This is a genomic window from Novosphingobium clariflavum, from assembly GCF_026420865.1.
Taxonomy (GTDB): Bacteria; Pseudomonadota; Alphaproteobacteria; order Sphingomonadales; family Sphingomonadaceae; genus Novosphingobium; species Novosphingobium clariflavum.
Genome location: NZ_JAPCWC010000011.1, coordinates 15,394 through 40,163, shown reverse-complemented (window position 1 = coordinate 40,163; position 24,770 = coordinate 15,394). Strand labels below are relative to the sequence as shown.

At 64.9% G+C, this 24,770-nt stretch carries 25 protein-coding genes; 22 read left to right on the top strand and 3 right to left on the bottom strand.

Annotation, left to right across the window (positions count from 1 at the left end; translation table 11 throughout):
• Positions 1-10: 10 nt before the first annotated feature.
• Complete coding sequence (locus tag OKA11_RS14675; RefSeq protein WP_267221585.1) at positions 11-1,318, top strand: homoserine dehydrogenase; 1,308 nt, start codon at positions 11-13, stop codon at positions 1,316-1,318.
• Between the two features lie 111 nt (positions 1,319-1,429).
• On the opposite strand, the gene OKA11_RS14670 is transcribed toward OKA11_RS14675, so the two are convergent.
• Positions 1,430-1,936 (bottom strand): hypothetical protein, encoded by a 507-nt coding sequence (locus tag OKA11_RS14670; protein WP_267221583.1) that lies wholly within the window; start codon positions 1,934-1,936, stop codon positions 1,430-1,432.
• A gap of 66 nt (positions 1,937-2,002) precedes the next feature.
• Between OKA11_RS14670 and glpX the strand changes: the two genes are divergently transcribed.
• Positions 2,003-2,977 (top strand): class II fructose-bisphosphatase, encoded by a 975-nt coding sequence (gene glpX / locus OKA11_RS14665; protein ID WP_267221581.1) that lies wholly within the window; start codon positions 2,003-2,005, stop codon positions 2,975-2,977.
• 171 nt (positions 2,978-3,148) lie between these two features.
• Positions 3,149-4,084, top strand: coding sequence for a ribose-phosphate pyrophosphokinase (locus OKA11_RS14660; protein WP_142636821.1), 936 nt, complete (start codon positions 3,149-3,151; stop codon positions 4,082-4,084).
• Between the two features lie 133 nt (positions 4,085-4,217).
• Here OKA11_RS14660 and OKA11_RS14655 read toward each other — a convergent pair whose 3' ends face one another.
• Positions 4,218-5,162 carry a helix-turn-helix domain-containing protein gene (locus tag OKA11_RS14655; protein ID WP_267221578.1) on the bottom strand — a complete coding sequence of 315 codons (945 nt, stop codon included), beginning with the start codon at positions 5,160-5,162 and terminating at the stop codon, positions 4,218-4,220.
• 185 nt (positions 5,163-5,347) lie between these two features.
• Here OKA11_RS14655 and hisN point away from each other — a divergent pair, with 185 nt between their 5' ends.
• From hisN to OKA11_RS14585, 14 genes are all read left to right on the top strand, one after another.
• A complete protein-coding gene (hisN, locus tag OKA11_RS14650; RefSeq protein ID WP_267221576.1) occupies positions 5,348-6,133 on the top strand; it encodes a histidinol-phosphatase in 786 nt (261 codons plus the stop codon).
• 10 nt (positions 6,134-6,143) lie between these two features.
• On the top strand, positions 6,144-6,572 hold the full coding sequence (locus OKA11_RS14645; protein ID WP_267221574.1) for a gamma-glutamylcyclotransferase family protein: 429 nt from the start codon (positions 6,144-6,146) through the stop codon (positions 6,570-6,572).
• A gap of 181 nt (positions 6,573-6,753) precedes the next feature.
• Complete coding sequence (gene rpmI / locus OKA11_RS14640; RefSeq protein ID WP_021232722.1) at positions 6,754-6,957, top strand: 50S ribosomal protein L35; 204 nt, start codon at positions 6,754-6,756, stop codon at positions 6,955-6,957.
• 13 nt (positions 6,958-6,970) lie between these two features.
• On the top strand, positions 6,971-7,330 hold the full coding sequence (gene rplT / locus OKA11_RS14635; RefSeq protein WP_142636829.1) for a 50S ribosomal protein L20: 360 nt from the start codon (positions 6,971-6,973) through the stop codon (positions 7,328-7,330).
• A gap of 229 nt (positions 7,331-7,559) precedes the next feature.
• Positions 7,560-8,432, top strand: a complete 873-nt coding sequence (locus OKA11_RS14630) for a helix-turn-helix domain-containing protein (RefSeq protein ID WP_267221571.1) — start codon at positions 7,560-7,562, stop codon at positions 8,430-8,432.
• A gap of 115 nt (positions 8,433-8,547) precedes the next feature.
• Positions 8,548-9,645: a phenylalanine--tRNA ligase subunit alpha gene (pheS, locus tag OKA11_RS14625; protein WP_267221569.1), complete on the top strand. Its 1,098-nt coding sequence runs from the start codon at positions 8,548-8,550 to the stop codon at positions 9,643-9,645.
• Between the two features lie 21 nt (positions 9,646-9,666).
• On the top strand, positions 9,667-12,078 hold the full coding sequence (gene pheT / locus OKA11_RS14620; RefSeq protein ID WP_267221567.1) for a phenylalanine--tRNA ligase subunit beta: 2,412 nt from the start codon (positions 9,667-9,669) through the stop codon (positions 12,076-12,078).
• Between the two features lie 53 nt (positions 12,079-12,131).
• Positions 12,132-13,013 carry an aldose 1-epimerase family protein gene (locus OKA11_RS14615; RefSeq protein ID WP_379489359.1) on the top strand — a complete coding sequence of 294 codons (882 nt, stop codon included), beginning with the start codon at positions 12,132-12,134 and terminating at the stop codon, positions 13,011-13,013.
• Between the two features lie 11 nt (positions 13,014-13,024).
• On the top strand, positions 13,025-13,774 hold the full coding sequence (locus OKA11_RS14610; protein WP_267221563.1) for an SDR family NAD(P)-dependent oxidoreductase: 750 nt from the start codon (positions 13,025-13,027) through the stop codon (positions 13,772-13,774).
• Between the two features lie 95 nt (positions 13,775-13,869).
• Positions 13,870-15,408 carry a peptide chain release factor 3 gene (locus OKA11_RS14605; protein WP_267221561.1) on the top strand — a complete coding sequence of 513 codons (1,539 nt, stop codon included), beginning with the start codon at positions 13,870-13,872 and terminating at the stop codon, positions 15,406-15,408.
• A 104-nt stretch (positions 15,409-15,512) separates the two neighbouring features.
• A complete protein-coding gene (locus OKA11_RS14600; RefSeq protein ID WP_267221559.1) occupies positions 15,513-16,217 on the top strand; it encodes an endonuclease/exonuclease/phosphatase family protein in 705 nt (234 codons plus the stop codon).
• Between the two features lie 151 nt (positions 16,218-16,368).
• The gene (locus OKA11_RS14595; protein ID WP_267221556.1) at positions 16,369-16,707 is read left to right on the top strand and encodes a P-II family nitrogen regulator; all 339 of its coding nucleotides are present in this window, start codon (positions 16,369-16,371) and stop codon (positions 16,705-16,707) included.
• 29 nt (positions 16,708-16,736) lie between these two features.
• Positions 16,737-18,074, top strand: a complete 1,338-nt coding sequence (locus OKA11_RS14590) for an ammonium transporter (RefSeq protein ID WP_267221554.1) — start codon at positions 16,737-16,739, stop codon at positions 18,072-18,074.
• 182 nt (positions 18,075-18,256) lie between these two features.
• Positions 18,257-18,595, top strand: a complete 339-nt coding sequence (locus tag OKA11_RS14585; RefSeq protein ID WP_142636847.1) for a P-II family nitrogen regulator — start codon at positions 18,257-18,259, stop codon at positions 18,593-18,595.
• A gap of 269 nt (positions 18,596-18,864) precedes the next feature.
• Here OKA11_RS14585 and OKA11_RS14580 read toward each other — a convergent pair whose 3' ends face one another.
• Positions 18,865-19,293, bottom strand: coding sequence for a TIGR01244 family sulfur transferase (locus OKA11_RS14580; protein ID WP_267221551.1), 429 nt, complete (start codon positions 19,291-19,293; stop codon positions 18,865-18,867).
• 298 nt (positions 19,294-19,591) lie between these two features.
• Here OKA11_RS14580 and OKA11_RS24635 point away from each other — a divergent pair, with 298 nt between their 5' ends.
• The 5 genes from OKA11_RS24635 to queC all read left to right on the top strand — a co-directional run bounded on the left by OKA11_RS24635 (position 19,592) and on the right by queC (position 24,744).
• Positions 19,592-20,350 (top strand): cold-shock protein, encoded by a 759-nt coding sequence (locus OKA11_RS24635; protein ID WP_142636851.1) that lies wholly within the window; start codon positions 19,592-19,594, stop codon positions 20,348-20,350.
• 143 nt (positions 20,351-20,493) lie between these two features.
• Positions 20,494-21,684, top strand: a complete 1,191-nt coding sequence (locus tag OKA11_RS14565; RefSeq protein WP_267221549.1) for an aspartate aminotransferase family protein — start codon at positions 20,494-20,496, stop codon at positions 21,682-21,684.
• Positions 21,684-22,610 (top strand): ornithine carbamoyltransferase, encoded by a 927-nt coding sequence (argF, locus tag OKA11_RS14560; RefSeq protein WP_267221547.1) that lies wholly within the window; start codon positions 21,684-21,686, stop codon positions 22,608-22,610. Before OKA11_RS14565 ends, argF begins: the two co-directional genes overlap by 1 nt.
• Before the next feature lie 14 nt (positions 22,611-22,624).
• Entirely contained in the window at positions 22,625-23,515 is an 891-nt protein-coding gene (hslO, locus tag OKA11_RS14555) for an Hsp33 family molecular chaperone HslO (protein ID WP_267221545.1), read from the top strand.
• A 530-nt stretch (positions 23,516-24,045) separates the two neighbouring features.
• Entirely contained in the window at positions 24,046-24,744 is a 699-nt protein-coding gene (gene queC / locus OKA11_RS14550) for a 7-cyano-7-deazaguanine synthase QueC (protein WP_267221543.1), read from the top strand.
• The last annotated feature ends 26 nt before the right edge of the window (positions 24,745-24,770 follow it).

Below are 24,770 nucleotides of genomic sequence, written 5' to 3'. Positions count from 1 at the left end.
AGGGAAGTCCATGGTTGAACCGCTGAATATTGCGCTGGCCGGTCTCGGCACGGTCGGGGCGGGCGTTGTCCGTCTCATCGAGACCAATGCCGAACTGATTGCCCGGCGTGCGCGCCGCCCCATCCGTATCGCCGCGGTGAGCGCGCGCGATCGCAGCAAGGACCGCGGGGGCGACCTCTCGGGCTACGACTGGGTCGACGATACCGCTGCCTTGGCCGCCCGGCCGGACGTGGACGTGGTTGTCGAGATGGTCGGCGGCTCGGATGGTCCGGCGCTGGCGCTGGCCCGCAACGCCATTGCGCAGGGCAAGGGTTTTGTCACCGCCAACAAGGCAATGATCGCGCACCACGGCCTTGAACTGGCCTCGGCGGCGGAGTCCGCGGGAGTGGCGCTCAAGTTCGAGGCGGCGGTCGCGGGGGGCATTCCGGTCATCAAGGGGCTTGCCGAAGGCGCCGCTGCCAATGCCATAGAGCGGGTTTACGGCATCCTGAACGGCACCTGCAATTACATCCTCTCGACCATGGAAGACACCGGGCGGGACTTTGGCGATGTGCTCGCCGAAGCCCAGCGCATGGGGTACGCCGAGGCCGATCCCACGTTCGACATCGAAGGCGTCGACGCCGCGCACAAGCTTTCGATCCTGGCTGCGATCGCCTTTGGTTCGCGCCTGCGTTTCGACGCGGTGGAGACTTCCGGGATCTCGCGCGTCAAGGCGGCGGATATCGAGCAGGCGCGTTCGCTTGGCTACGTGATTCGCCTGATCGGCATGGGCGAGATCGACCGGACCGGCGGCGCGCCGTGCCTGTTCCAGCGGGTGCGCCCGCACCTGGTGCCGTTCGACCACCCGCTGGCGAGTGTCGACGGGGCGACCAATGCGGTCGTTGCCGAGGGCAACTTCATGGGCCGGCTGCTGTTCCAGGGCGCCGGTGCCGGCGACGGTCCGACCGCCAGCGCGGTGGTTGCCGACATCATCGACATTGCGCGCGGCGAAAAAGGCGCCGCGTTCTCGATGCCGGCGGGCGAACTCGAGGCGATGGAGCCGGCCGAGACCGGCCATCGCCGCAGCCGCAGCTATATCCGCTTCACCGTGCCCGACCGTCCGGGCGTGCTGGCCGACATCACCGCGGCCATGCGCGATGCCGGGGTGTCGATCGCCAGCATGATCCAGAAGGGGCTCGCCGGGCAGGAGGGCGAGGTGATCCTTGCCATCGTCACCCATGAAGGGCCGGAATCGGCGGTCTGCGAGGCGATGCGGGTGCTGGAGGGGTCGCAGAGCCTGACCGCCGCGCCGCTGGTGATGCAGATCATCGAGGGATAGGTCGGCCGTTTGGAAATTCGCTGAAGGGCGATTGTCGACTGGCCGGTCCCGAACCGCCGCGAACGCCCCGGCTCCTTCCAGAGCCGGGGCGTTGGTCTTTCCGGCGGCGCCTCAATGCGCGCGCAGTTCGCCCTTGGCGACGAGATCGGCGTCCGATCCGGCAGGAGCCTCGGGAATCTGCGAAAGGTCGATGATCAGCGGCTGAGCGGGCGGGCAGGGCGGAATGAAGCAGCCCTTGGCCACTGTCACGCCGGGCATGTGCTTTTCGAAATCGGGTGCGCGCAGCCGTCCGTCGTTGGTCCCGGCCTTGCCGGTCGGATCGCTGTCCGCCGTCGATTCGACGCGGAACTGGTCTTCATCGGGGGCGCAGACGACGATTTCCCCGGCGCGCGTGTTGCGCACGCAGGCACGGTGGCTGCGATCCGGGGTGATCCGGCCGCCACCCGCCATCATCTTTTCGGCGATGGCCTTGTCCGCATCCGAGATGGTGTTACCCGTCGTCGCGGCGGTGCCGGACGAGGCCTTTGCGGCCGCCGTACCGGCCGGGTTTTCCTGCGCCATCGCGGCAGCGGGAGAGAGGGTCGCGATTGCGAATAGCGCGCGCCATATCCTCGACAAGTGGTATTCCTCTGTCTAATCCCCCTGCCCGAACCTTATCCCTCCATGCCTTCATGCGGAGTGTTCATGCCCGAAGCAAGCAAAGTCCTCGATCGCGTCCTCGTTCTTGAGATGGTGCGCGTGACCGAGGCGGCGGCCATCGCGGCTTCGCAGCTGGTCGGCAGGGGGGACGAGAAGGCGGCGGACCATGCCGCGGTGGAGGCCATGCGCAAGGCCTTCGACACGCTCTACATGGACGGCACCGTGGTGATCGGCGAGGGTGAGCGCGACGAGGCGCCGATGCTGTTCATCGGCGAAAAGGTCGGCGGCGCTCCCGGGCGGGGCCCGAAGATCGACATCGCGCTCGATCCGCTGGAGGGCACCACGATCACCGCCAAGGCCGGTCCCAATGCGCTGGCGGTGCTGGCGGCGGCGGAAGAGGGTGGCCTGCTCAACGCGCCCGACGTCTACATGGAGAAGCTGGCGATCGGCCCGGGCTATCCTGAGGATCTGATCGACCTCACAAAGAGCCCGACCGAGAACGTCCAGGCGGTCGCCGCCGCCAAGGGCGTGAAGCCTGAGGACATCATCGTCTGCGTGCTCGATCGTCCGCGCCACGCCGGACTGATCGCCGAACTGCGCGGTATCGGCTGCGGCGTCGTGCTGATCGGCGATGGCGACGTCGCCGGGGTGATTGCGGTGACCGACGAGAACACCACGATCGACATGTACATGGGCTCGGGCGGGGCACCGGAAGGCGTGCTGGCAGCCGCGGCACTGCGCTGCGTCGGCGGCCAGATCCAGGGACGCCTGCTGTTCCGCAACGACGACGAGCGGGCCCGTGCCCGCAAGTGGGGCATCGAGGACCTCGACAAGATCTACAAGCTGCGCGATCTCGCCAAGGGCGACTGCATCTTCGCGGCGACCGGCGTGACCGACGGTTCGTTGCTGGCGGGCGTCAAGCGCCTCAAGGGCGGTACGATGACGACCGAGAGCGTGGTCATGCGCGCGAGTTCGGGAACGGTCCGCTGGATCAAGGGCGAACATCGCCTTCACGGCTGAATTTCAGGTGCTTGACGCAGGAAGGCCGGCCCGCGCCATGCTGCGGGCCGGCCTTCCTGCGTTCGGGTCACGGAGACGCGGCGTCGCTTTGATGTTGCAATCCGATGACTCATGGCTAGAGGCGGGCGCGTTCAGCCACCCATCACTTCCACGCCGTCTCGGGGATTCGCCATGAAGATCATGTCCGGCAACAGCAACCTTCCGCTCGCGCGGGCCATCGCAGCCTATCTCGAGCTGCCGCTGACGGACGCGGCCGTACGCCGCTTCGCCGACGAGGAAATCTTCGTCGAAATCCACGAGAACGTCCGCGGCGAGGACGTGTTCATCGTGCAGCCGACCAGCTATCCGGTGAACGACAACCTGATGGAGCTGCTGATCTGCATCGATGCGCTGCGCCGCGCGTCTGCCAAGCGGATCACCGCCGTGGTGCCTTACTTCGGTTATGCCCGCCAGGACCGCAAGCCCGGCCCGCGTACGCCGATCTCGGCCAAGCTGGTCGCCAACCTGCTGACCGAGGCCGGTGCCGACCGCGTCCTCTCGGTCGACCTGCACGCCGGGCAGATCCAGGGCTTCTTCGACATCCCGACCGACAACCTGTTTGCCGCGCCGGTCATGGCCGCTGACATCCAGGCCCGCTACGGCGACCAGTCGCTGATGGTGGTCTCGCCCGACGTCGGCGGCGTGGTTCGCGCCCGCGCGCTGGCCAAGCGCCTCGATAACGCCCCGCTCGCCATCGTCGACAAGCGTCGTGACAAGCCCGGCCAGTCGGAAGTGATGAACATCATCGGCGACGTGAAGGGCCGCGCCTGCATCCTGATCGACGACATCATCGATTCGGGCGGTACCCTGTGCAATGCGGCCCAGGCGCTGATGGACGAGGGCGCCACCAGCGTCACCGCCTACATCACCCACGGCGTGCTGTCGGGTGCGGCGGTCAGCCGCGTCACCAATTCGGCGCTCAAGGAACTGGTCATCACCGATTCGATCCAGGCCACCGAGGACGCCAAGGCTTCGGACAAGATCCGCATCCTGACGATCGCCCCGCTGATCGGCGAAGCGATCCGCCGCATCGCCGACGAAAGCTCGGTCTCGAGCCTGTTCGACTGAGGACCGGTCTGCGGATTGAAGGCATTCAGGGCCCGGGGCGCAAGTCCCGGGCCTTTGTGTTTCCGCCGGTACCAGGCACGCGCCATGCCTTGGGCTTTGCCGATGGCGGGTCGCTGCTATGGCCTGGCCGCTGCTATTGCCAAGGACGCGCCTGTCCCGGCTCCAGCCGCTTGAGCGTTTCCAGCCTCCGGGCCTGGCGCGATTCGAGCGCCAGCGTGAGGATCGGCTGCGGGCGCTTCACGAACTGGCTGGGCGACATGCCGAAGAGTTCGGTGAACTCATGGATCAGGTGGCTCTCGTCGTAATAACGCAGCGCGATCTCGTCCGCCTCATCGGCATCGACGACGCCGCGCAGGTAGCTTGCCATGTCCAGCGCGCGGGCGCGGCGCAGGACCTGCTTGGGGGACATTCCGAAGTCGCGGTTGACCACGCGTTCGAGCATGCGACGCTCCACCCCGCATTCACGCGCGGCATCGGCGACGGTGATCGAGGGGTTGCGGTAGCTGATCGTCTCGAACCGCGCCGCGATGGGATCCGGCGGCGGGCAGTTCATCTGCTGGATGCGCTGGCGAAAGGTCTGCTCCAGTCGTTGCAGCCATTCCTCCGGCGGTGCATCGGGGGCGACCATCGCGACATAACATTCGGACGGTATCGACACGGCGTTCGTCGAGACCAGCCGGTCCACGAAATCGCCGATGCGCGGCCCCTGCATGGCCGTGCAGGCGCCGGGACGGAAGGAAATGCCGACGCTGGTGAAGCTGCCGGTCACGGTGATCGGCATGCGGTGCGTCTGCGGTCCGAGGAACAGCGCGGCCTTCTCGAACGTGTGTTCGCCGTCCGCATCCCTTGCCGTCCACCTGCCTTCGATCTGGATGCGCAGATGGGCGGTGTCGCTGAACAGTCCGCAGGACAGGGTGTAGCCGGCCGGCGCGGCTACCCGCGTGACGTAGACGCGTCCGATCCACGGCGCGAGATCGGCCGCCGGGGCGCGGTTGTAGGACAGTGGCTGGCCATTGCGGGCAAACCCCTGCTCCGGCGCCAGGGCCGGGTCGACGGCTGGAAGTGATCTGCGCAGCATGCCCCTACTCTTGCAGAAGATGTGCTTCTGCCATGCCGGGATAAATGGGGCGCAAGGGCGCCGCAATGTGTGAAAAACACATAAGGTCCGGTGTCGGCCCCGATTTTGCGGGTGGCGCGGCCCGGCTCGCATGCGGCTTGCGTGCGGCTTGACCGGGCCGGGGAGGAACAGGCACAGGTGCGGCCATGAAACTCGATCAGGATATCGCCCTCGCCATGCGACTCGCCGATGCGGCGGGCGAGGCGATCCGCCCGCATTTCCGCTCCGGCCTTACCGCCGAGCGCAAGTCCGACGCGTCTCCCGTCACCATCGCCGATCAGGCGGCCGAGGAGGCGATGCGCCGCATCCTCAAGGCCGAGGTGCCGCAGGACGGGATCATCGGTGAGGAGTTCGGCACCGAGGAAGGCACGTCACGGCGGACCTGGGTGCTCGATCCGATCGACGGCACCGTCTCGTTCATCGCCGGGCGTCCGATCTTCGGCACGCTGATCGCGCTGCTGGTCGACGGCTGGCCGGTGCTGGGGGTCATCGACCAGCCGATCCTGCGTGAGCGCTGGGTCGGTGCCAGCGGGGCGGCGACGACGTTCAACGGCCAGCCAGTGCGCACCCGCGCCTGCCGCGAACTGTCGGAGGCGATGCTGGCGACCACCGGGCCGCAGTATTTCAACGACCACGAGGGCGAGCACTTCATGGCGCTGGCCGCCAGGACCGACCACAAGCGCATGATGATGGGCGGCGACTGCTACAACTATGGCCTGCTCGCCTCGGGCCAGCTCGACCTGATCTGCGAAGCCGGGCTCAAGCTGCACGACTGGGCGGCGCTGGTGCCGATCGTCGAGGGTGCGGGCGGGACGATGTGCGACTGGAACGGTGAGCCGCTGCACCAGCAGTCCGAAGGGCACGTGCTGGCCATCGGCGATGCGGCGCGGCTCGAGGACGTGGTCGAGGCGATGGCCTGCCACCACCACTGAGTCGATCCTGGTGCAGGACCTGTTTGTCTACGGTACGCTCCAGCCCCATGCCGGAACGCGCATGGGGGAGTGGATCGCAGGGCGCTTGGTCCGTGCCGAGCCGGCATGGGCGCCGGGCCGGATTGTCGCCGTGAAGGGCGGAAACGGCTGGTTCCCTGCGCTTCTGCCGGCGCGCTCCGGCGCCAAGGTGCGGGGCACGCTGTGCCGGCTGGACTTGCGGCCGGGCGATCTTGCCCGGCTGGACCGCTACGAGGGGCGCGAGTATCGCCGGATCTGCATGCCGGTACGCCTTGCCTCGGGGCGCCGGACCCCGGCGCAAATCTATGTCTGGCGTGCCTCGCAGCCCAAGGCCGCGCCGGTGATCCGCGATGGGGATTACCTCGGCTGGCTGGCCAGGACCGGCCGGCAGGCTTTCACCACGCTGCGCAACGGCACCTGAGGCCGCGAAATCCGCGAGGACTGCGCGCGGTGCCCGGCAGGGCTTGCGCTGCGGGCAATCTCGCCCTAAAGGCGCGCCCTTCAATCGACACGGTTGAGTCTCCGCAAGGGGATTCGCTCGTCCGCCTGGCGAAAAGGGCTGCCATGGCTGACTGGACGTGTCTGCTGCGAAAGGAAACGAAATGCCCAAGCTGAAGACCAAGAGCGGTGTGAAGAAGCGCTTCAAGCTCACCGCCACCGGCAAGGTGAAGCACGGCGTCGCCGGCAAGCGTCACCGCCTCATGAGCCACAACGGCAAGTACATCCGCCAGAATCGCGGCACCGAAGTCATCTCTGACGCCGATGCAAAGACGATCAAGAAGTGGGCGCCCTACGGGCTCAACTGAGGAGTACTGACCTATGAGCCGTATTAAGAGGGGTGTTACCACCCGCGCCAAGCACAAGCGTATTCTGGACCAGGCCAAGGGTTACCGCGGCCGTCGCAAGAACACGATCCGCGTTGCCCGCCAGGCCGTCGAAAAGGCCGGCCAGTACGCGTACCGCGACCGCAAGGTCAAGAAGCGCACCTTCCGCGCCCTGTGGATCCAGCGTATCAACGCTGCCGTCCGCGCCGAAGGCCTGACCTACTCGCAGTTCATCCACGGCGCCAAGCTCGCCGGTATCGAACTGGATCGTAAGTCGATGGCCGACCTCGCCATGAACGAGGGTTCGGTGTTCTCGGCGGTGATCGCTCAGGCAAAGGCCGCTCTGCCGGCCTAAGCCGATCGGTTCGGAGGCTTTCGAGGCTCCGAAATCGCGATCCGCGAAAACAGTTACGGGGCGTGGGTGTTTTGGCACCCGCGCCCCGAATTGTTTCTGCTTTCATGGTTTTAATGGCGCTTCTCTGCCGAATTGCTTTGCGCGTCCTGTCCTGAACCTGTAATTTTTCGGCGCGGAGGCTCGTCGACATTACAGTGGCAAGAAACAGGACAACGGCAAGAACCAGGGAATGACAGCCAGGCGGGTCATCATCCAATATTGCCCGGTGCCCCCGGGGCTCGAGCGCTACGTCACGGCCTTGTTCTACTGCGACGTCGATCTCGGTGCCGACGAACGCCTGCATGACGTCCTGTGCCCGGACTGGGCGACCTTCCGGTTCCATTACGGAGCGCCCGTGCGGGCCACCACGCGGTCCGGCAGCCGGATCGACGGCAGTTGCTTCACGGTGAGCGGGCCGCGCACGCAGGAAGTGCGGTTCTCTATGGGGGCGGCGCGGCAATGGGGCTTTCGCGTCAGCCCGCTGGGCTGGGCGGCCCTGGTCGACGCCCCCGCCTATCTGTATGCCGACAGGCTGATCGATGGGGATCACGACCCGGTCTTCGCACGGTTCATGCCGCTGCACGATCTGCTGGCGGATCCGGGCGTCTCGCCAGGGGCCCATCTTGATTGCCTGATCGCGTTCCTGGCCGGGCTGGACCTGCGGGACGTGCCGCATGAGGCACTGATCGCCGCGATCGGCGAGGCCGTGCTCGATCCCGAATTGCGCACTGCGGTTGATCTTGCCGCGGCCGTCGGCGCGCATCCGCGCATGGTCGAGCGGGTGTGCCGCGCCGCCTTCGGCTTTTCGCCCAAGCTGCTGCTGCGGCGCCAGCGTTTCCTGCGCAGTGTCGAGCAGTTCACCGAGGCGCCGGCGCTGAAGTGGATCGGGGCGATGGACGAGGCCTACCACGATCAGGCTCAGTTCGTACGCGATTTCAAGGCCTTCATGGGGATGACTCCGCGCGAGTATGCCGCGCTCGACAAGCCCTTGACGGAAACGCTGATGCGCGAGCGGGTCCGGCTCGGCCGGACGGGCATGGGGCGGCGGTTCCGGGCGGGCTGATCGGGGGGCAGCCATGCGGCCTCTTCGGGGGAGGCGCGCTCTCGCCGTTGCGATTCTCGCGCGCTCCCCCTAAGGACCGCGCTTCCAGATATCAGCAACAGTCAGGCAGACACCAGTGGACTACGCAGCAACCGGCCAGGAGGCGCTCTCGCGGATCGCGGAAGCATCCGATCTTGATACGCTGGAGGCACTGCGTGTCGAGTTTCTGGGCAAGCAGGGTTCGATCTCCGGCCTGCTCAAGACGCTGGGCAAGCTCGATCCCGAAGAGCGGAAGGTCGAAGGCCCCAAGATCCATGGTCTGCGCGAGAGCGTGAGCGATGCGCTCGGCGCCCGCAGGGACGCGCTGGAGACGGCAGCGCTGAACGCCCGTCTTGCCTCCGAGACCATCGATCTCTCGCTGCCCGCGCCCGAAGCGCCGCGCGGCACCGTTCACCCGATCTCGCAAGTGATGGACGAGATTGCCGAGATCTTCGCCGACCTCGGCTTCTCGGTCGCCACCGGGCCGGAGATCGAGGACGACTGGCACAACTTCACCGCGCTCAACATGCCGGAAAGCCACCCGGCGCGCGCGATGCATGACACGTTCTATTTTCCGGACCGCGACGCCAAGAACCGCGAGATGCTGCTGCGTACGCACACCTCCCCGGTGCAGATGCGCACCATGCTGGCGCAAGGCGCGCCGCTGCGCATCATCGCGCCGGGCCGCGTCTACCGTTCGGACAGCGACGCCACCCACACCCCGATGTTCCACCAGGTCGAAGGTCTGGTGATCGACAAGGACGTCCATCTCGGCCACCTCAAGTGGACGCTGGAGACCTTCCTGAAGGCGTTCTTCGAGCGTGAGGACATCGTCCTGCGCCTGCGCCCCAGCTACTTCCCCTTCACCGAGCCTTCGGTGGAAGCGGACATCGGCTTCACCCTGATCGACGGCAAGCGCGTGATCGGCGGCGATCCGTCGAAAGGCGAGGGCGGCTGGATGGAAGTGCTCGGCTCGGGCATGGTCAACCGCCGCGTCATCGAATTCGCCGGGCTCGATCCCGATGAATGGCAGGGCTTTGCCTTCGGCATCGGCATCGATCGCCTGGCCATGCTGAAGTACGGCATGGACGACCTGCGCGCTTTCTTCGACGGCGATGTGCGCTGGCTCTCCCACTACGGTTTCTCCGCCCTCGACGTGCCGACCCTATCGGGCGGCGTTGGCACTCCGGCTTGAGCGCGGGAAGGATTGTAAAAAATGAAGTTCTCGCTTTCCTGGCTCAAGCAGTATCTTGAGACCGACGCCTCGCTTGAGGATATTGCCCTGAAGCTCAACGCCATCGGCCTTGAGGTCGAAGGCATCGAGGATCCCGCCGCCAAGCTGGCCGGTTTCCGCGTGGCCAAGGTGCTGACCGCGGACAAGCATCCGCAGGCGGACAAGCTGCAGGTTCTCACCGTAGATACCGGTGAGGGCGTGCTGCAGGTCGTCTGCGGCGCGCCGAATGCGCGTGCGGGCCTTGTCGGCGTGCTGGGCCTTGCCGGTGCGACCGTGCCTGCCAATGGCATGGTGCTGAAGGTGGCTGCCGTGCGCGGCGTCGAATCGAACGGCATGATGTGCTCCACGCGCGAGCTGGAACTGGGCGAAGATCACGACGGCATCATCGAACTGCCCGAAGACGCGCCGGTCGGCACGCCTTTCGCGGACTATCACGGCGCCGATCCGGTGATCGAAGTTGCGATCACCCCGAACCGTCCGGACTGCATGGGCGTCTACGGTATCGCGCGTGATCTCGCCGCCGCCGGCCTCGGCACGCTGAAGCCGATCGAGGTGCTGGACATTGCCGGCAGCTTCTCCTGCCCGGTGGAGGTGCGTACCGACGACGTCGAGGGTTGCCCGGCGTTCTACGGCCGCGTCATCAAGGGCGTGAAGAACGGTCCTTCGCCGCAGTGGCTGCAGGATCGCCTGAAGGCGGCAGGCCAGCGGCCGATCTCGGCGCTGGTCGATGCCACCAACTACATCATGCTGGCCTATGGTCGCCCGGCTCATGCCTATGACCTTGCCAAGCTGAACGGCGCCGTCATTGCGCGCCGCGCCAAGGACGGCGAGACGGTCGTCGCGCTGAACGAGAAGACCTACACGCTCGACGCCGAGATGACCGTGATCGCCGACGATTCGGGCGTGCACGACATCGCCGGGATCATGGGCGGCGAGCATTCGGGCTGCGGCGACGAAACCACCGATGTCCTCCTCGAAATCGCATACTTCGATCCCGAGCGCATCGCCCGGACCGGCCGCAAGCTCAACCTCACCTCGGACGCGCGTAGCCGTTTCGAGCGCGGCATCGATCCGAACTTCCTCGATACCGGCCTCGACCATCTGACCAAGCTGATCCAGACGCTGTGTGGTGGTGAGGCTTCGCAGGCGGTGCGCAGCGGTGCGGCCCCGGCCACGCCCAAGATCGTCCACTTCGATCCGGCGCTGACCGAGAAACTGGGCGGCGTCGCGATCGAGCCGGCCGAACAGCAGCGTATTCTGGAAAGCCTCGGCTTCGCCGTCGTCGCGCAGGAAGCCGGGTTCGACAAGGCCTGGGCCGTCACCGTTCCCGGCTGGCGCCCGGACGTCGACGGCGCCCCCGACATCGTCGAGGAAGTCGTCCGCATCCACGGTCTCGACAAGGTCATCAGCGTCGCCCTGCCGCGCGTCGATGGCGTCGCCCGTCCGACCGCGACGCCGACGCAGGCGCTTGAGCGCCGCGTCCGCCGCGCCGCGGCCGCGCGCGGTCTGCATGAAGCGGTTACCTGGTCGTTCCTGCCCTCGGCTGAAGCCGATGCCTTCGCGGAAGGTAACGGCGCGCTGTGGACGCTCGCCAACCCGATCAGCGAGGACATGAAGGTCATGCGGCCGTCGCTGCTGCCGGGCCTGCTGATGGCGGCCAAGCGCAACCTCGATCGCGGCGCTTCCTCGCTGCGCCTGTTCGAACTGGGCCGCCGCTATCTGCGCGGCGAGGGCGGTGCGAGCGACGAGCGCCTGGCGCTGGGCTTCGTGCTGGCCGGCGAGAAGGTCGCGCGCGGCTGGGCGAGCGGCAAGGCGGCGATGTTCGATGCCTATGACGCCAAGGCCGAAGTCACCGCGCTGCTGGCTGAAGCCGGCGCTCCGGTTGAGAAGCTGCAGGTCATGGGCGAGGCTGGTTCGCAGTTCCACCCCGGCCAGTCGGCCACGCTGCGCCTTGGGCCCAAGAACGTGCTGGCGCGCTTCGGCATGCTGCACCCCACGGTTGCCAAGCAGTTCGACATCGAAGGCCCGGTGGCCATTGCCGAGATCTATCTCGACGCCGTCCCCGGCAAGAAGGGGGCTGCGACGTTCGCCCGTACCCGCTACGCCCCGCCGGCGCTGCAGGCGGTGACGCGCGACTATGCGTTCCTGGTTCCGGCCGAGCTTCCGGCGGGCGACCTCGTCCGCATGGTGGCGGGCGCGGACAAGGTGAACATCGTCTCGGCCCGCCTCTTCGACGACTTCCGCGGCCAGGGCGTGCCCGAAGGCCAGAAGTCGCTCGCGCTCGAAGTCACCCTCCAGCCGCTTGAGAAGAGCTACAAGGAAGAAGACCTCAAGGCGATCAGCGACAAGGTGACCGCCGCCGCCGCCAAGCTCGGGGCCGTGCTTCGCGGTTGAAGGGGAGCCTGAAGAGGCTACTCGGGAAAAAGGGAAGATCGCCGGTGACTGACATGGAATTCGTGACCATCTCCTCCGGCGATCTTACCGCACGCATTGCCACGTTCGGGGCCGAACTCTGGTCGCTGACCGACCGGACCGGCCGCGAATACATGACCGACGCCGATCCGGCCTTCTGGACCGGCCATGCGCCGATCCTGTTCCCGATCGTGGGCGGGCTCAATGGCGATCGCTACCGGTTGGACGGGCAGGACTACACGCTGCCCCGCCACGGTTTCGCCCGCCATTCGGCCTTTGAGGTGGTCGAGCAGGAAGAGGGCGCGGTCCGCCTGCGCTTGCGTGACAGCGAGGGCACCCGCAAGGTCTATCCCTTCGCCTTCGTGCTCGATCTGGTGTTTCGCATTGACGGCGCGGCGCTGCATGTGGCGGCGGAAGTCTCCAACCCCGGCGATACGCCGATGCCGTTCAGCCTTGGCTATCACCCCGCCTTCGCCTGGCCGCTTCCCGGCGGCGCGCCCAAGGCGGAACATACGATCGCTTTCGAACAGGCCGAACCGCAGCCGGTCCGCCGCATCGATCCGGCGACCGGCCTCGTCCTGCCAGAGCCGGTGCCGACACTGGTGGAAGGCCACCTCTACCGCCCCGATGCCGCGCATTTCGTCGAGGACGCGGTGATCTGGGACCGGCTTTCCAGCCGCGCGCTGACGTTCGGCGCGCCCGGTGGCGGCCAGCTTGCGGTGGCTTTCCCGGACATGCCGATGCTGGGCATCTGGCAGAAGCCGGGCGCGAATTACCTCTGCATCGAACCCTGGCAAGGCCATGCCGATCCGCTGGGCTATTCCGGCGACTTCCGCGCCAAGCCGGGCATGCTTTCGCTGGCCCCCGGCGCCAGCCGCCGCTTCCGCATGGACGTGACCGTCCTGACCGCTGATTGAAGGAGACCTCCATGAAGACCGCACTCGTAACCGGCGCCACCTCCGGTATCGGCGAAGCCTGTGCCCGCGCGTTCGTGGCGGCAGGCTGGCGCGTGATCGGCACAGGCCGCCGGGCCGAGCGTCTGGACGCGCTGAAGGCCGAACTCGGCGCGGACAAGTTCCACGCCGCCGTCTTCGACGTGCGCGATGAAGCGGGGCGCGATGCCGCGCTGGCGGCGCTCCCGGCGGAGTTCGCCGGCATCGACTGCCTCGTCAACAATGCCGGCCTCGCGCTCGGCACGGAACCGGCCCAGAGCGCTTCGCTCGATAGCTGGAAGACGATGATCGACACCAATGTCACCGCGCTGGTCTCGCTCACCCACAAGCTGCTGCCGGCGCTGATCGAGCGCAAGGGCGCGATCGTTAATCTCTCGTCGGTGGCGGCGACCTACCCCTATACCGGGGGCAACGTCTACGGCGGCACCAAGGCCTTCGTGCACCAGTTCTCGCTGGGCCTGCGTTCGGACCTTGCCGGGACGGGCGTTCGCGTCACCTCGATCGAGCCGGGCATGGTGGAGACCGAATTCACGCTGGTGCGCACTGGCGGCAACCAGCAGGCCTCCGACACGCTCTATGGCGGTGCCAATCCGATGACGGGTGAGGACATTGCGCAGACGGTGCTGTGGGTGGCCATGCTGCCGCCGCATCTCAACATCAACACGCTGGAACTGATGCCGGTCAGCCAGTCCTTCGCCGGTTTCCAGGTTGCCCGCGCCGGATAAGGCTCCGGGAGGGGAGGTATGGAGCGAGGGAGGGCGCCGCCGCGCGTTCCCTCGATCCTCTTTCCTTCTGGGGCAGTCCCCAGTAAAGGGCGCCGATGACCAATTCCCGCCGCACTTTCGCCATCATTTCGCACCCTGACGCCGGTAAGACCACGCTCACCGAAAAGCTGCTGCTGCAGGGCGGCGCGATTCACCTGGCAGGTCAGGTCAAGGCACGCGGCGCGGCGCGGCGTGCGCGTTCGGACTGGATGAAGATCGAGCAGCAGCGCGGCATCTCGGTCACCAGCTCGGTCATGACCTTCGAGCGGACCGATGCCGATGGCAATACGGTCACCTTCAACCTGCTGGACACGCCGGGCCACGAGGATTTCTCGGAAGACACCTACCGCACGCTGACGGCGGTCGATTCGGCGATCATGGTCATCGACGCGGCTAAGGGCATCGAGCCGCAGACACGCAAACTGTTCGAAGTCTGCCGCTTGCGTTCGGTGCCCATCATCACCTTCATCAACAAGGTCGACCGCGAAGGCCGTGCCTGCTTCGACCTGATGGACGAAGTGGCCGACATGCTGGCGCTGGATGTCTGCCCGATGTCCTGGCCGGTCGGCATGGGCGGGCTGTTCGAGGGCATTCTCGACATCGCCAGTGGACGGATCAGCCGCCCGGAAGGGCCGAGCAAGGAATTTCTCGGCCATGTCGACGAAAACGCCGCGCTCCCCGATGCGGTGGCCGAGGAACTGGAGCTGGCGCAGGCCGGGTATCCGGAATTCGACGTCGAGGCCTATCGCGGCGGTGACCTGACGCCGGTCTACTTCGGCTCGGCGCTCAAGAACTTCGGTGTTGCCGAGCTGATCGATGCAATTGCCCGGTTTGCCCCGCCGCCCCGCCCGCAGCCCTCGGAGGCGGGCACGATCGAGCCGGACAACAAGGAAGTCACCGGCTTCATCTTCAAGGTCCAGGCCAACATGGACCCGATGCACCGCGACCGTATTGCCTTCATGCGTCTGGTTTCGGGCACCTTCAAGCGCGGCATGAAGCTGACGCCTTCGGGCCTCGGCAAGCCGATCGCGGTCCATTCGCCGATCCTGTTCTTCGCGCAGGACCGCGAGATCGCCGACAGCGCCGAGCCCGGCGATATCATCGGCATTCCCAATCACGGCACCTTGCGGGTGGGCGATACGCTTTCGGAGAAGAATCAGGTTCGTTTTACCGGCTTGCCGAACTTTGCCCCGGAAATCCTGCGCCGCGTCGCGCTCAAGGACCCGACCAAGACCAAGCAGCTGCGCAAGGCACTGGACGACCTTTCGGAAGAAGGTGTCATCCAGGTCTTCTATCCCGAGATCGGCTCGCAATGGGTCGTGGGGGTTGTCGGTCAGTTGCAGCTGGATGTGCTGATCAGCCGCCTCGAAGCCGAATACAAGGTTGAGGCGGTGCTGGAGCCTGCGCCCTTCGATACGGCCCGCTGGCTCAAGGGCGATGACAAGGCGCTGCGCGATTTCGGCGAATTCAACAAGATGAACCTCGCCCGCGACCGGGATGGCGACCCGGTGTTCATGGCTCGCTCGGCCTGGGACGTGAGCTACCAGCAGGAGCGCAATCCCGACCTGACTTTCAGCGCCACCAAGGAGCGCTGACGGGAACCGCGAGGACGCCTTGCGGATTGAACTTATCTCCGCCTTGGCAGTGCCGCGGCGGTCGGCCTAAGTTCCGGTCGTCAAAGCCCTCGCGAAAGTTCCCCGTGCAGATCACCTTCGCCAGCTACAATATCCGCAAGGCCGTGGGGTTGGACCGGCGGCGCGATCCCGAACGGATTCTCTCGGTCCTGCGCGAGATCGATGCGGATGTCGTTGCGCTGCAGGAAGCGGACCGCCGTTTCGGCCGCCGGATGAGCGCCTTGCCGCTCGATGCCATCCATACCTCCACCGATTATGTGCCGGTGCCATTGTCGATGAAGCCCGACAGTCTGGGCTGGCACGGTAATGCCCTGCTGGTGCGCAAGGGCATCGGACTGCTGGATGCTGCGCAGGTGCCCTTGCCGGTGCTGGAGCCGCGGGGCGCCATTCGCGCGGACCTCGCGCTGGGCGGAACCCGCTTCCGGGTCGTGGGCATGCATCTCGATCTGTCGGGTCTGCGGCGCCGGTTGCAGGTGCGAAGTGTGCTCTCGCACGTCGAGGACTGTGGCCAGCCGATGCCCACCGTCTTGATGGGCGATTTCAACGAATGGTCGGCCCACGGCGGTTGTTTCCGGGAGTTTCAGGCGCCTTGGCAGGTGCTTTCACCTGGCCGGAGTTTCCCCTCCAGACGGCCACTGGCGCTGCTTGACCGCATCATAGTGTCCGAGCAATGGGTGGTTCTTGGAACAAAGGTCCATCATAGCCCGTTATCGGCGATAGGATCTGACCATCTGCCGGTATTTGCCGCGCTCGAGCTGCCTAAAAAATAGGCAGTTGCTCAGGAATCGGGCGATGACTCGTGCTGCAAGTGCGAGCGTCTGGTAAAAATGTGCCGGAATCTTGCCCTTTGGTAAATTGGCACACCCCTTGCTTAACGTAGGTACGACCGGTGCTGGGACCGGTGGCAAGCAGGGGATAGGCATGAAGTTCATCATAGCCATCATCAAGCCCTTCAAACTCGACGAAGTTCGGGAAGCTTTGGGCGCAATTGGCGTCGCCGGCATGACCGTGACCGAGGTGAAGGGCTTCGGCCGTCAGAAGGGGCAGACGGAAATCTATCGTGGGGCCGAGTATTCGACCAACATGCTCCCGAAGGTGAAGATCGAGGTCGCCGCGCCGGACGATCTGGCGCCCAAGATCGTCGAGACGATCCAGCAGGTCGCCAGCACCGAAGCCATCGGCGATGGCAAGATCTTTGTCCTCGATCTCGCATCCGCGGTGCGCATTCGCACCGGCGAATTCGGCGATACCGCGCTTTGACCGGCGCCTCCCACAGAAGGGATTCCACGATGAACCGCAAACTTCTTTGCGGCGCCGGCGCTCTGGGAGCGTCGCTGTTCGCCGCCATGCCTGCCTTTGCGCAGGCCGCAGCCACCCCTGTGCCCAACCCCGGCAACAACGCCTGGATGATGACCTCGACCCTGCTGGTCCTGCTCATGATCCTGCCTGGCCTTGCGCTGTTCTACGGCGGCCTGACCCGCTCGAAGAACATGCTCTCGACGATGACGCAGATTGGCGCCGTGGCGTGTCTCGCCATGCTGCTCTGGGTGATCTACGGCTACGGCCTGGCCTTCGGCCCTGAAGGCAATGCCTTCATTTCGTGGGGCAAGTTCTTCCTCGCCGGCGTTACGCCTGCCAGCACGGCGGCAACCTTCACCAGCGAAGTGATCAGCGAATATGTGTTCATCTGCTTCCAGATGACCTTTGCCGCCATCACCATCGCGCTGGTGCTCGGTTCGACGGTTGAGCGCATCAAGTTCTCGGCGGTCATGGTATTCGGCCTGGTCTGGCTGACGATCACGTATTTCCCGATCGCCCACATGGTCTGGGCTGCCGGCGGCTTCCTGTTCGCAGGCAAGATGTTCGGTACCGATCTGCCTGCTGCGCTGGACTTTGCCGGCGGTACTGTCGTCCACATCAACGCGGGCGTTTCCGCGCTGGTCCTCGCCATGATCCTCGGCAAGCGCAAGGGTTACCCCTCGGAGCCGATGCCGCCCCACTCGCTGACGCTGACCATGGTAGGCACCGGTCTGCTCTGGGTGGGCTGGTTCGGTTTCAACGCCGGTTCGGCGCTGGAAGCCAACGGTTCGGCTGGCCTTGCCATGATCAACACGTTTGTCGCCACTGCTTCGGCCGGCCTGTTCTGGATGCTTGCAGAGCGCTTCAGCGGCCACAAGGGTTCGGCCCTGGGCTTCTGCTCGGGCATCGTTGCCGGTCTGGTTGCGGTGACCCCGGCTGCAGGTAATTCGGGCCCGTTCGGTGCGATCGTGCTCGGCGCCGTGGCTTCGATCATCTGCTTCTTCGCCGTTAGCAAGCTCAAGCCCGCGCTTGGCTATGACGATGCCCTCGACGCCTTCGGCGTGCACGGCATTGGCGGCATGGTCGGCGCCGTGGGCACCGGTATCGTCTACGCTCCGAGCCTCGGTGGCCCCGGCGCTGCTGATTTCTCGATGGGCGCCCAGGTTGCCACGCAGGTCATCGCGGTTCTGGTCGCGATCGTCTGGGCTGCAGTCGGCACCGTGATCGCTGCCTATGTCGCTAAGGCTGTCACCGGGCTGCGGGTTGCACCGGAAGTCGAGCAGGAAGGCCTCGACATCGGTGAGCACGGCGAGCGCGCCTACAACTAAGTTCTCGAGTTTGGCGGCGGCGGGATTTTTCCTCTCCTCCTTCCCGTCGCCGCCTGCCAGTGTTCCTCCTGCGAACACAAACTTAAAGGGCCGGAGCCAGCCGCTCCGGCCCATTTTTCTTTGTCGTGGAGGAGTGTTTGTGGGATGCTCGCGGCATCAGCCAGTCGGCCAGGGAGATACGCGTGAAATACATCGTCGCGATCATCAAGCCGTTCAAGTTCACCGAAGTGAAGGATGCGCTCGCCAGTGCCGGAGTGTCGGGCCTGACGGTTTCCGAGGTGAGCGGCTTTGGTCGGCAGAAAGGGCAGACCGAGATCTATCGCGGCGCAGAATACGCTTCGAGTCTGGTGCCCAAGATCAAGTTGGAAATTGCCGTTTCGGATGCCTTTGCCGATACCGTTATCGAGATCATCGGCAAGGGCGCGAGTACCGACGAGATCGGTGATGGCAAGATCTTCGTGTTCGAACTCGCCGAAGTCCTGCGCGTCAGGACCGGTGAGCAGGGCGATATCGCCCTCTAGGCGGCGTGGACAAATTCCGCATCGCCACGGCTGGAGGCAAAAGCCGTCAATTCCAGAAGGTGAGGCGCAGGAGTATGTCGATACTTCCAGCCGAGCCGACGCCGAAGGGGCGGCTTTTGCCTCCAGCCCCGGAGGGGTTGCCCTGCAAGCGGCGCCAGCAGCGTTGCTCCGCCTTGAAAGAAGCCCGCTCTTCCTGCGGCTTCGCGCCTTGCTGGCGCCGCTTGCAGGGCAACCGTGGCGATGCGGAATTTGTCCACGCCGCCTAGGTCTCAGCCGCCGGCCGAAAGCATTTCGATCAATTGACGGACCGGCGATACGTCGTAGCCTGCGGCGGCGGCTTTCGATGCAATCACGGCGGGATTGTCACCGGCCTTGGCGCGGGCGAGCGCCCAGAGCAGGGTCGAGCGGGTTCCCGACCGGCAATAGGCCAGGACCGGACCGTCCAGACCTTCGAGAGCGGCGCTCATGGCGTCGACTTGTGCCTGGCTGAAACCGCCATGGCCCACCGGAATGGCCACATAGTCGATCCCGGCGGCGCGCGCTGCTGCTTCGATTTCGGCGCCGGGCGTCTGGTCGTCGCTTTCGCCCTCAGGGCGGTTGTTGATGATGCGAACGATTCCCAGGTCCTTGGCTTCGGCAACGGCCTCCACGGTGATTTGCGGGCTGGCGAAGACGGTTTCGGTGACCTGGCGGAACATCAGACTTTTCCTCGCGATCGTGCGGTTGTCCGGCAGCGGTTGAGCCTGAAATTATCTGCCGTCAAGCGCATAGTTCAGGCAACATGGTCGCGCGCGAGCCATGGAAAAGCGGTGTTTCGGTCAGATCGCCGGAAAATCCCGCTTATTTGTATTCGCCATGGGCAGATGAGTCGTGTATGAGTCGCCGCTGCAGGTACCGGGAGAGCTTTGTCTCTTCCGCTCGTCTGACGGTCGGCACGGCTCGTCCACGTGTCCGGGTGAATACTTTTTGGGGCGCAGCGAAGGTACGTTCGTAAACATGGGTTTTGACAGAGGTCGTCGCGGAAGGGGACGCGACAAGCGAGATCGGTTTGGAGAGGACGAGTTCGACCCGTTCTTTGCCGGGCAGGATCGTTTCGGTGGCGGTGACCGTTTCGGCGGTGGCGATCGCTTTGGCGGCGGTGACCGTTTCGGCGGCGGTGATGACCGTGGCGGTTTCGGCGGCGGCGCTCCTCGCAGCGGCGGCTTCGGCGGCCCGCGTGGCGGCGGCGGTGGCGGCTTCGGCGGTCCCCGCGGCGGCGGCATGCCGGCCCAGGTCGTCGGCCAGGGCAAGGGCGTCGTCAAGTTCTTCAACGGCGCCAAGGGTTTCGGCTTCATTCAGCGCGATGAAGGCGGCGAAGATGTGTTCGTGCATATCAGCGCGGTCGAGCGGGCAGGCCTCGAAGGTCTTGCTGAAGGCCAGCAACTCGAATTCCAGCTTGTCGACCGTGGCGGCAAGATCTCGGCCAGCGACCTCGTTGTGGTCGGCGACGTGATCCCCGTCCAGAAGCGCGAGCCCGCGCCGCAGCGTCAGCTGACTGGCGAAAAGGCCAGCGGTACGGTCAAGTTCTTCAACTCCATGAAGGGCTTCGGCTTCATCACCCGTGACGATGGCCAGCCGGATGCGTTTGTTCACATCAGCGCGGTTGAACGCTCGGGCCTTGCTGGCCTGAACGAAGGCGATCGCGTGGAGTTCGACATCGAGGTCGATCGACGAGGCAAGTACTCGGCGGTCAACCTTTCGTCGCTCCAGGGTTGATCAAGCCTGCACTCCCCCCGGGCGTTTGACCGGGGGGCTGCAAAAGCCTAGAAGCGCGCAGATGGCGGTCCGACAGGGCCGCCATTTGTCGTTTTCAGATTCCCCGTTTTTCGCTTCACAGATTTGTTTCGAGGAATAACGTCATGTCGATCACTCCACTGATGCCCGTGTACCCCCGGTGCGGCGTTCGGCCGGTTCGCGGCGAGCACTGTCACTTGATCAGTGAAGACGGTCGCCGATTCCTCGATTTCGCCAGCGGTATTGCGGTCAACCTGCTTGGGCATTCGCATGACGGTCTGGTCGGTGCGATCCAGAAGCAGGCGGAAACCCTGATGCATGTCTCCAACCTGTACGGCAGCCCGCAAGGGGAGGCGATCGCGCAGCGGCTTGTCGATCTGACTTTTGCGGATACGGTTTTCTTCACGAATTCGGGTGCGGAAGCCGTCGAATGCGCGATCAAGACGGCGCGCGCCTATCATCAGCATGCCGGCAATACCGAAAAGTATGAGCTGATAACGTTCAGCAACGCTTTTCATGGCCGGACGATGGGCACGATCAGCGCGTCCAACCAGGAAAAGATGCACAAGGGCTTCCTGCCTCTGCTGCCCGGTTTCAAGTATGTCGAGTTCGACGACCTCGAGGCGGCAAAGGCAGCCATTGGCCCGAATACGGCAGGCTTCCTGGTCGAGCCGATTCAAGGTGAAGGCGGCATTCGCATCGCTTCCCAGGCGTTCCTCGAGGGTCTGCGCGCGCTCTGCGATGAGCATGACCTGATGCTTGTGCTGGACGAAGTGCAGAGCGGCGTGGGCCGTGCGGGAACGCTCTATGCCTACGAGCAATATGGGATCGTTCCCGACGTGGTGGCGACCGCAAAGGGTATTGGCGGCGGGTTCCCGGTCGGCGCTTGCCTTGCCACCGAAAAGGCGGCTCGTGGCATGGTCGTGGGAACGCATGGTTCGACGTATGGCGGCAATCCCTTTGCCATGGCGGCGATCGGCGCTGTGCTCGACGCGGTCGCCAACGAAGAGTTTCTTGCCGATGTGCGTGCCAAGGGTGAGCGCCTGATGGCGCGCCTTGAGCAATTTATCGGCAATTACCCCGAGCTGTTCGACTCGGTGCGTGGCAAGGGGCTGTTCATCGGCCTCAAGATGAAGGTCGAGCCGCGGGCCTTTGTTGCGCATATGCGCGACAATCATCAACTGCTGACGGTTTCGGCTGGCGACAATGTCGTCCGGGTTCTGCCGCCGCTCGTCATCGACGACAGCCACATGGATGAATTCATGGAAAAGCTCTCGGCCGCGGCGGCCAGCTATCAACCGGAAGGAGTTGCCTGATGGCTCGGGATTTCCTCAACCTGGTCGATGCGGGCGGCGATGCGATCGCGAGCATGATCGCCGACGCCATTGACCGCAAGGCGGCGCGCAAGGCCTGGCCGAAGGCGCAGCCGGATGCGGACCAGCCGCTGGCGGGCCATACCCTGGCCATGATCTTCGAGAAGAACTCCACGCGTACGCGTGTTTCTTTCGACATGGCCATGCGGCAACTGGGCGGAAGCGCGTTGATCATGGAGGCGGGCAGCACTCAGATCGGCAGGGGCGAGACGATCGCCGATACCGCTCGCGTGCTCAGCCGGATGGTTGATGCAATCATGATCCGGACCGACGATCATGCCAAGATCGAGGAACTTGCCCATTACGCCGAGGTGCCGGTCATCAATGGTCTGACCGACCTTTCGCACCCCTGCCAGATCGTCGCGGATCTGCTCACGATCGTGGAGCAGGGGTTTGCCTTGCCGGGTCTGCAACTGGCGTGGCTGGGCGATGGTAACAACGTCGCCAATTCGCTGATCGAGGCTGCGGGCCTGATGAAGTTCACCATCCGGATCGGTGGTCCTGCCGGTTATGAACCGGACGCCGACTTTGTTGCCCGTGCCCGTGCTGCCGGCGGTGAGGTGATTCTCACTCAGGATCCTGCGGAGGCGGCTGCAGGTGCGCAGATCGTCGTCACCGATACCTGGGTTTCCATGGGCCAGGTGGGCGGCGAAAAGCACATCGCGGCGATGCAACCCTATCAGGTCAATGCCGGACTGATGGCAAAGGCTGCGCCGGGAGCCAAGTTCCTGCACTGTCTTCCCGCCCACCGTGAAGAGGAAGTGACCAACGAGGTTATCGATGGGCCTGCTTCTGTAGTATGGGATGAGGCCGAAAACCGGATTCACGGTCAGAAGTCGGTTCTACTCTGGGCATTGGGCAAGCTGTGACGGATGACGTGCTGATGCGGGACGACGATACCGGGTTCGACCGGGTGCTGGCGTTCACGGTGCCTGCGCGTCACGCGCGGGGCCGTGTCGTCAGGCTGGGGCCGGTACTCGAGACCGTGCTTTCGGCTCACACCTATCCCAGGGTGGTCAAGCACGTCCTGGCGGAAGCACTTGTTCTGACAGCCTTGATGGGCTCGTTGCTGAAGGAAGACGGTGCGCAACTGACCTTCCAGGCTCAGGCCGAGGGAGGCGCGGTCGACCTCCTAGTCTGCGATTACCGAGACGGGGAGTTGCGGGGATACCTGCGGCATGATCCCGATCTTGCCACGCGTCTTGAAGAGGATTGTTCGCTCGAGGCGATCTTCGGCAAGGGGTATCTGGCGATCACCTTCGACCTTGCGGTGTCGAACGAGCGTTATCAGGGGGTTGTTCCTCTTGAGGGGACTTCGCTGGCGCATGCGTGCGAAAGCTATTTCGCCATGTCCGAGCAAGTTCCGACCCTCATCCGGGTCAACGTGCGCTCCAGCGATGCACACTGCGTTGCCGGTGGGTTGCTGGTCCAGCACTTGCCGGACGGCGAGGAAGGCAAGGAGCGTCTCCATGCCAAGGAACAGCATCCCGACTGGGAGCATGTTTCGATCATGGCGGGAAGTGTCCGTCCGGAGGAACTGGTTGATTCGGTCCTGAATCTCGAGCAGCTGGTCTGGCGGCTCTTCCATGAGGAAGAGGAGGTTCGCGTCGAACCGCTGGAGCCACTCCAGCGCGGATGCCGCTGCTCGGTATCGTATTACCAGAACATCCTGTCCCGCTTTCCCGAAAGCGAACGCATTGATATGCGGGATGAAACTGGCCTGATACCGGTGGATTGCGCGTTTTGCTCGAAGATCCTCCATATTCCGGCCTGAAACCGAAACCGAAACCGAAACCGAAACCGAAATCGAGGCCGGTCCGGGCAGGCCGGCCCTGCTTCTTTCAGAGGTCAAAACGTATGAAGCATCCAGCACGGGCACTACTTGTGGCGGGGTGTGGAATTGCTCTCTGTTCGGTCGCTGCCGTCGCTGAACCGCGACCGCTCCTGATGCTTGATCAATTGGCTCCGGGGCAGTGGGAACTGCGTGAGCATGGGGAGGGCATCCAGCCCAGGAAGGTTTGCCTGCACGGCGGGCGAGAGCTCATCCAGTTGCGCCATCCCGGGGCTGCATGCAGCCTTGTGGTGATAGACGACAGGCCGAACGAAGTCACCGTGCAGTATACCTGTGCCGGGCGCGGATATGGGCGGACCCACGTCCGACGCGAAACCAATGGATTGGTGCAGATCGACGGGCAAGGCATTGCCGGTGGCCAGCCTTTTGCCTTTGCTGCCGAGGGCCGGCGGACAGGCGCTTGTCGCGGTTGAAGGTTGTCAGCGCCGGTGAGAGCGCCTAGCGCAGAGGTCATGCAAGACACGTCTCTAGCGACTGAGGGCAGAAAGGCTGTGGTCCTTCTGTCCGGCGGTCTCGATTCGATGGTATCCGGCGGACTGGCCCGTGAGGCGGGCTATTCGGTCAATGCCTTGACCATCGACTATAACCAGCGGCACCGGCGCGAGATCGATGCTGCGCGCCAGATCGCGCAAGTCCTGAAAGCGGAGCGCCATGTGGTGTTGCCCCTCGATCTTCGCCAGTTCGGCGGATCGGCGCTGACCGACGACATTTCGGTTCCCAAGGACGGACTGGAGCCCGGGATTCCGGTGACTTATGTACCGGCCCGCAATCTGGTGTTCCTGTCGCTCACGCTGGCCTGGGCTGAGGCGATTGGTGCCTCCGACATCTTCATCGGCGTCAATGCGCTGGACTATTCGGGCTATCCCGATTGTCGTCCCGAATTCATTTCCGCGTTCGAGAACATCGCGACGCTGGCAACCAAGGGAGGCGATGAGGGGACCAAGTTCCGTATTCATGCGCCTCTGCAGTTCATGGGTAAGGCGGATATCGCGCGCGAAGCCTATCGCCTGGGCTTTGACGTAGGCATGAGCTGGTCGTGCTATGATCCTCAGCCGGACGGGAGCGCTTGCGGTCTGTGCGATAGCTGCCGGTTGCGGCGAGCGGGTTTCGCCGATGCAGGATTGGAAGATACCACGCATTACGCGGCCTGATCCAAGCCTTCCTTACGACTCCAAAA

What these genes read in the sequence shown, in the direction of transcription:
- OKA11_RS14595 (WP_267221556.1), top strand. Translation starts at nt 16,369, where the DNA reads ATGAAGTTCATCATAGCCATCATCAAGCCCTTCAAACTCGACGAAGTT.
- hisN (WP_267221576.1), top strand. Translation starts at nt 5,348, where the DNA reads ATGAAACTCGATCAGGATATCGCCCTCGCCATGCGACTCGCCGATGCG.
- queC (WP_267221543.1), top strand. Translation starts at nt 24,046, where the DNA reads ATGCAAGACACGTCTCTAGCGACTGAGGGCAGAAAGGCTGTGGTCCTT.
- glpX (WP_267221581.1), top strand. Translation starts at nt 2,003, where the DNA reads ATGCCCGAAGCAAGCAAAGTCCTCGATCGCGTCCTCGTTCTTGAGATG.
- OKA11_RS14675 (WP_267221585.1), top strand. Translation starts at nt 11, where the DNA reads ATGGTTGAACCGCTGAATATTGCGCTGGCCGGTCTCGGCACGGTCGGG.
- OKA11_RS14605 (WP_267221561.1), top strand. Translation starts at nt 13,870, where the DNA reads ATGACCAATTCCCGCCGCACTTTCGCCATCATTTCGCACCCTGACGCC.
- pheT (WP_267221567.1), top strand. Translation starts at nt 9,667, where the DNA reads ATGAAGTTCTCGCTTTCCTGGCTCAAGCAGTATCTTGAGACCGACGCC.
- OKA11_RS14660 (WP_142636821.1), top strand. Translation starts at nt 3,149, where the DNA reads ATGAAGATCATGTCCGGCAACAGCAACCTTCCGCTCGCGCGGGCCATC.
- OKA11_RS14580 (WP_267221551.1), bottom strand. Translation starts at nt 19,293, where the DNA reads ATGTTCCGCCAGGTCACCGAAACCGTCTTCGCCAGCCCGCAAATCACC.
- OKA11_RS14610 (WP_267221563.1), top strand. Translation starts at nt 13,025, where the DNA reads ATGAAGACCGCACTCGTAACCGGCGCCACCTCCGGTATCGGCGAAGCC.
- OKA11_RS14630 (WP_267221571.1), top strand. Translation starts at nt 7,560, where the DNA reads ATGACAGCCAGGCGGGTCATCATCCAATATTGCCCGGTGCCCCCGGGG.
- OKA11_RS14655 (WP_267221578.1), bottom strand. Translation starts at nt 5,162, where the DNA reads ATGCTGCGCAGATCACTTCCAGCCGTCGACCCGGCCCTGGCGCCGGAG.
- OKA11_RS14590 (WP_267221554.1), top strand. Translation starts at nt 16,737, where the DNA reads ATGAACCGCAAACTTCTTTGCGGCGCCGGCGCTCTGGGAGCGTCGCTG.
- OKA11_RS14565 (WP_267221549.1), top strand. Translation starts at nt 20,494, where the DNA reads ATGTCGATCACTCCACTGATGCCCGTGTACCCCCGGTGCGGCGTTCGG.
- rplT (WP_142636829.1), top strand. Translation starts at nt 6,971, where the DNA reads ATGAGCCGTATTAAGAGGGGTGTTACCACCCGCGCCAAGCACAAGCGT.
- rpmI (WP_021232722.1), top strand. Translation starts at nt 6,754, where the DNA reads ATGCCCAAGCTGAAGACCAAGAGCGGTGTGAAGAAGCGCTTCAAGCTC.
- hslO (WP_267221545.1), top strand. Translation starts at nt 22,625, where the DNA reads ATGCGGGACGACGATACCGGGTTCGACCGGGTGCTGGCGTTCACGGTG.
- argF (WP_267221547.1), top strand. Translation starts at nt 21,684, where the DNA reads ATGGCTCGGGATTTCCTCAACCTGGTCGATGCGGGCGGCGATGCGATC.
- OKA11_RS14615 (WP_379489359.1), top strand. Translation starts at nt 12,132, where the DNA reads ATGGAATTCGTGACCATCTCCTCCGGCGATCTTACCGCACGCATTGCC.
- OKA11_RS24635 (WP_142636851.1), top strand. Translation starts at nt 19,592, where the DNA reads ATGGGTTTTGACAGAGGTCGTCGCGGAAGGGGACGCGACAAGCGAGAT.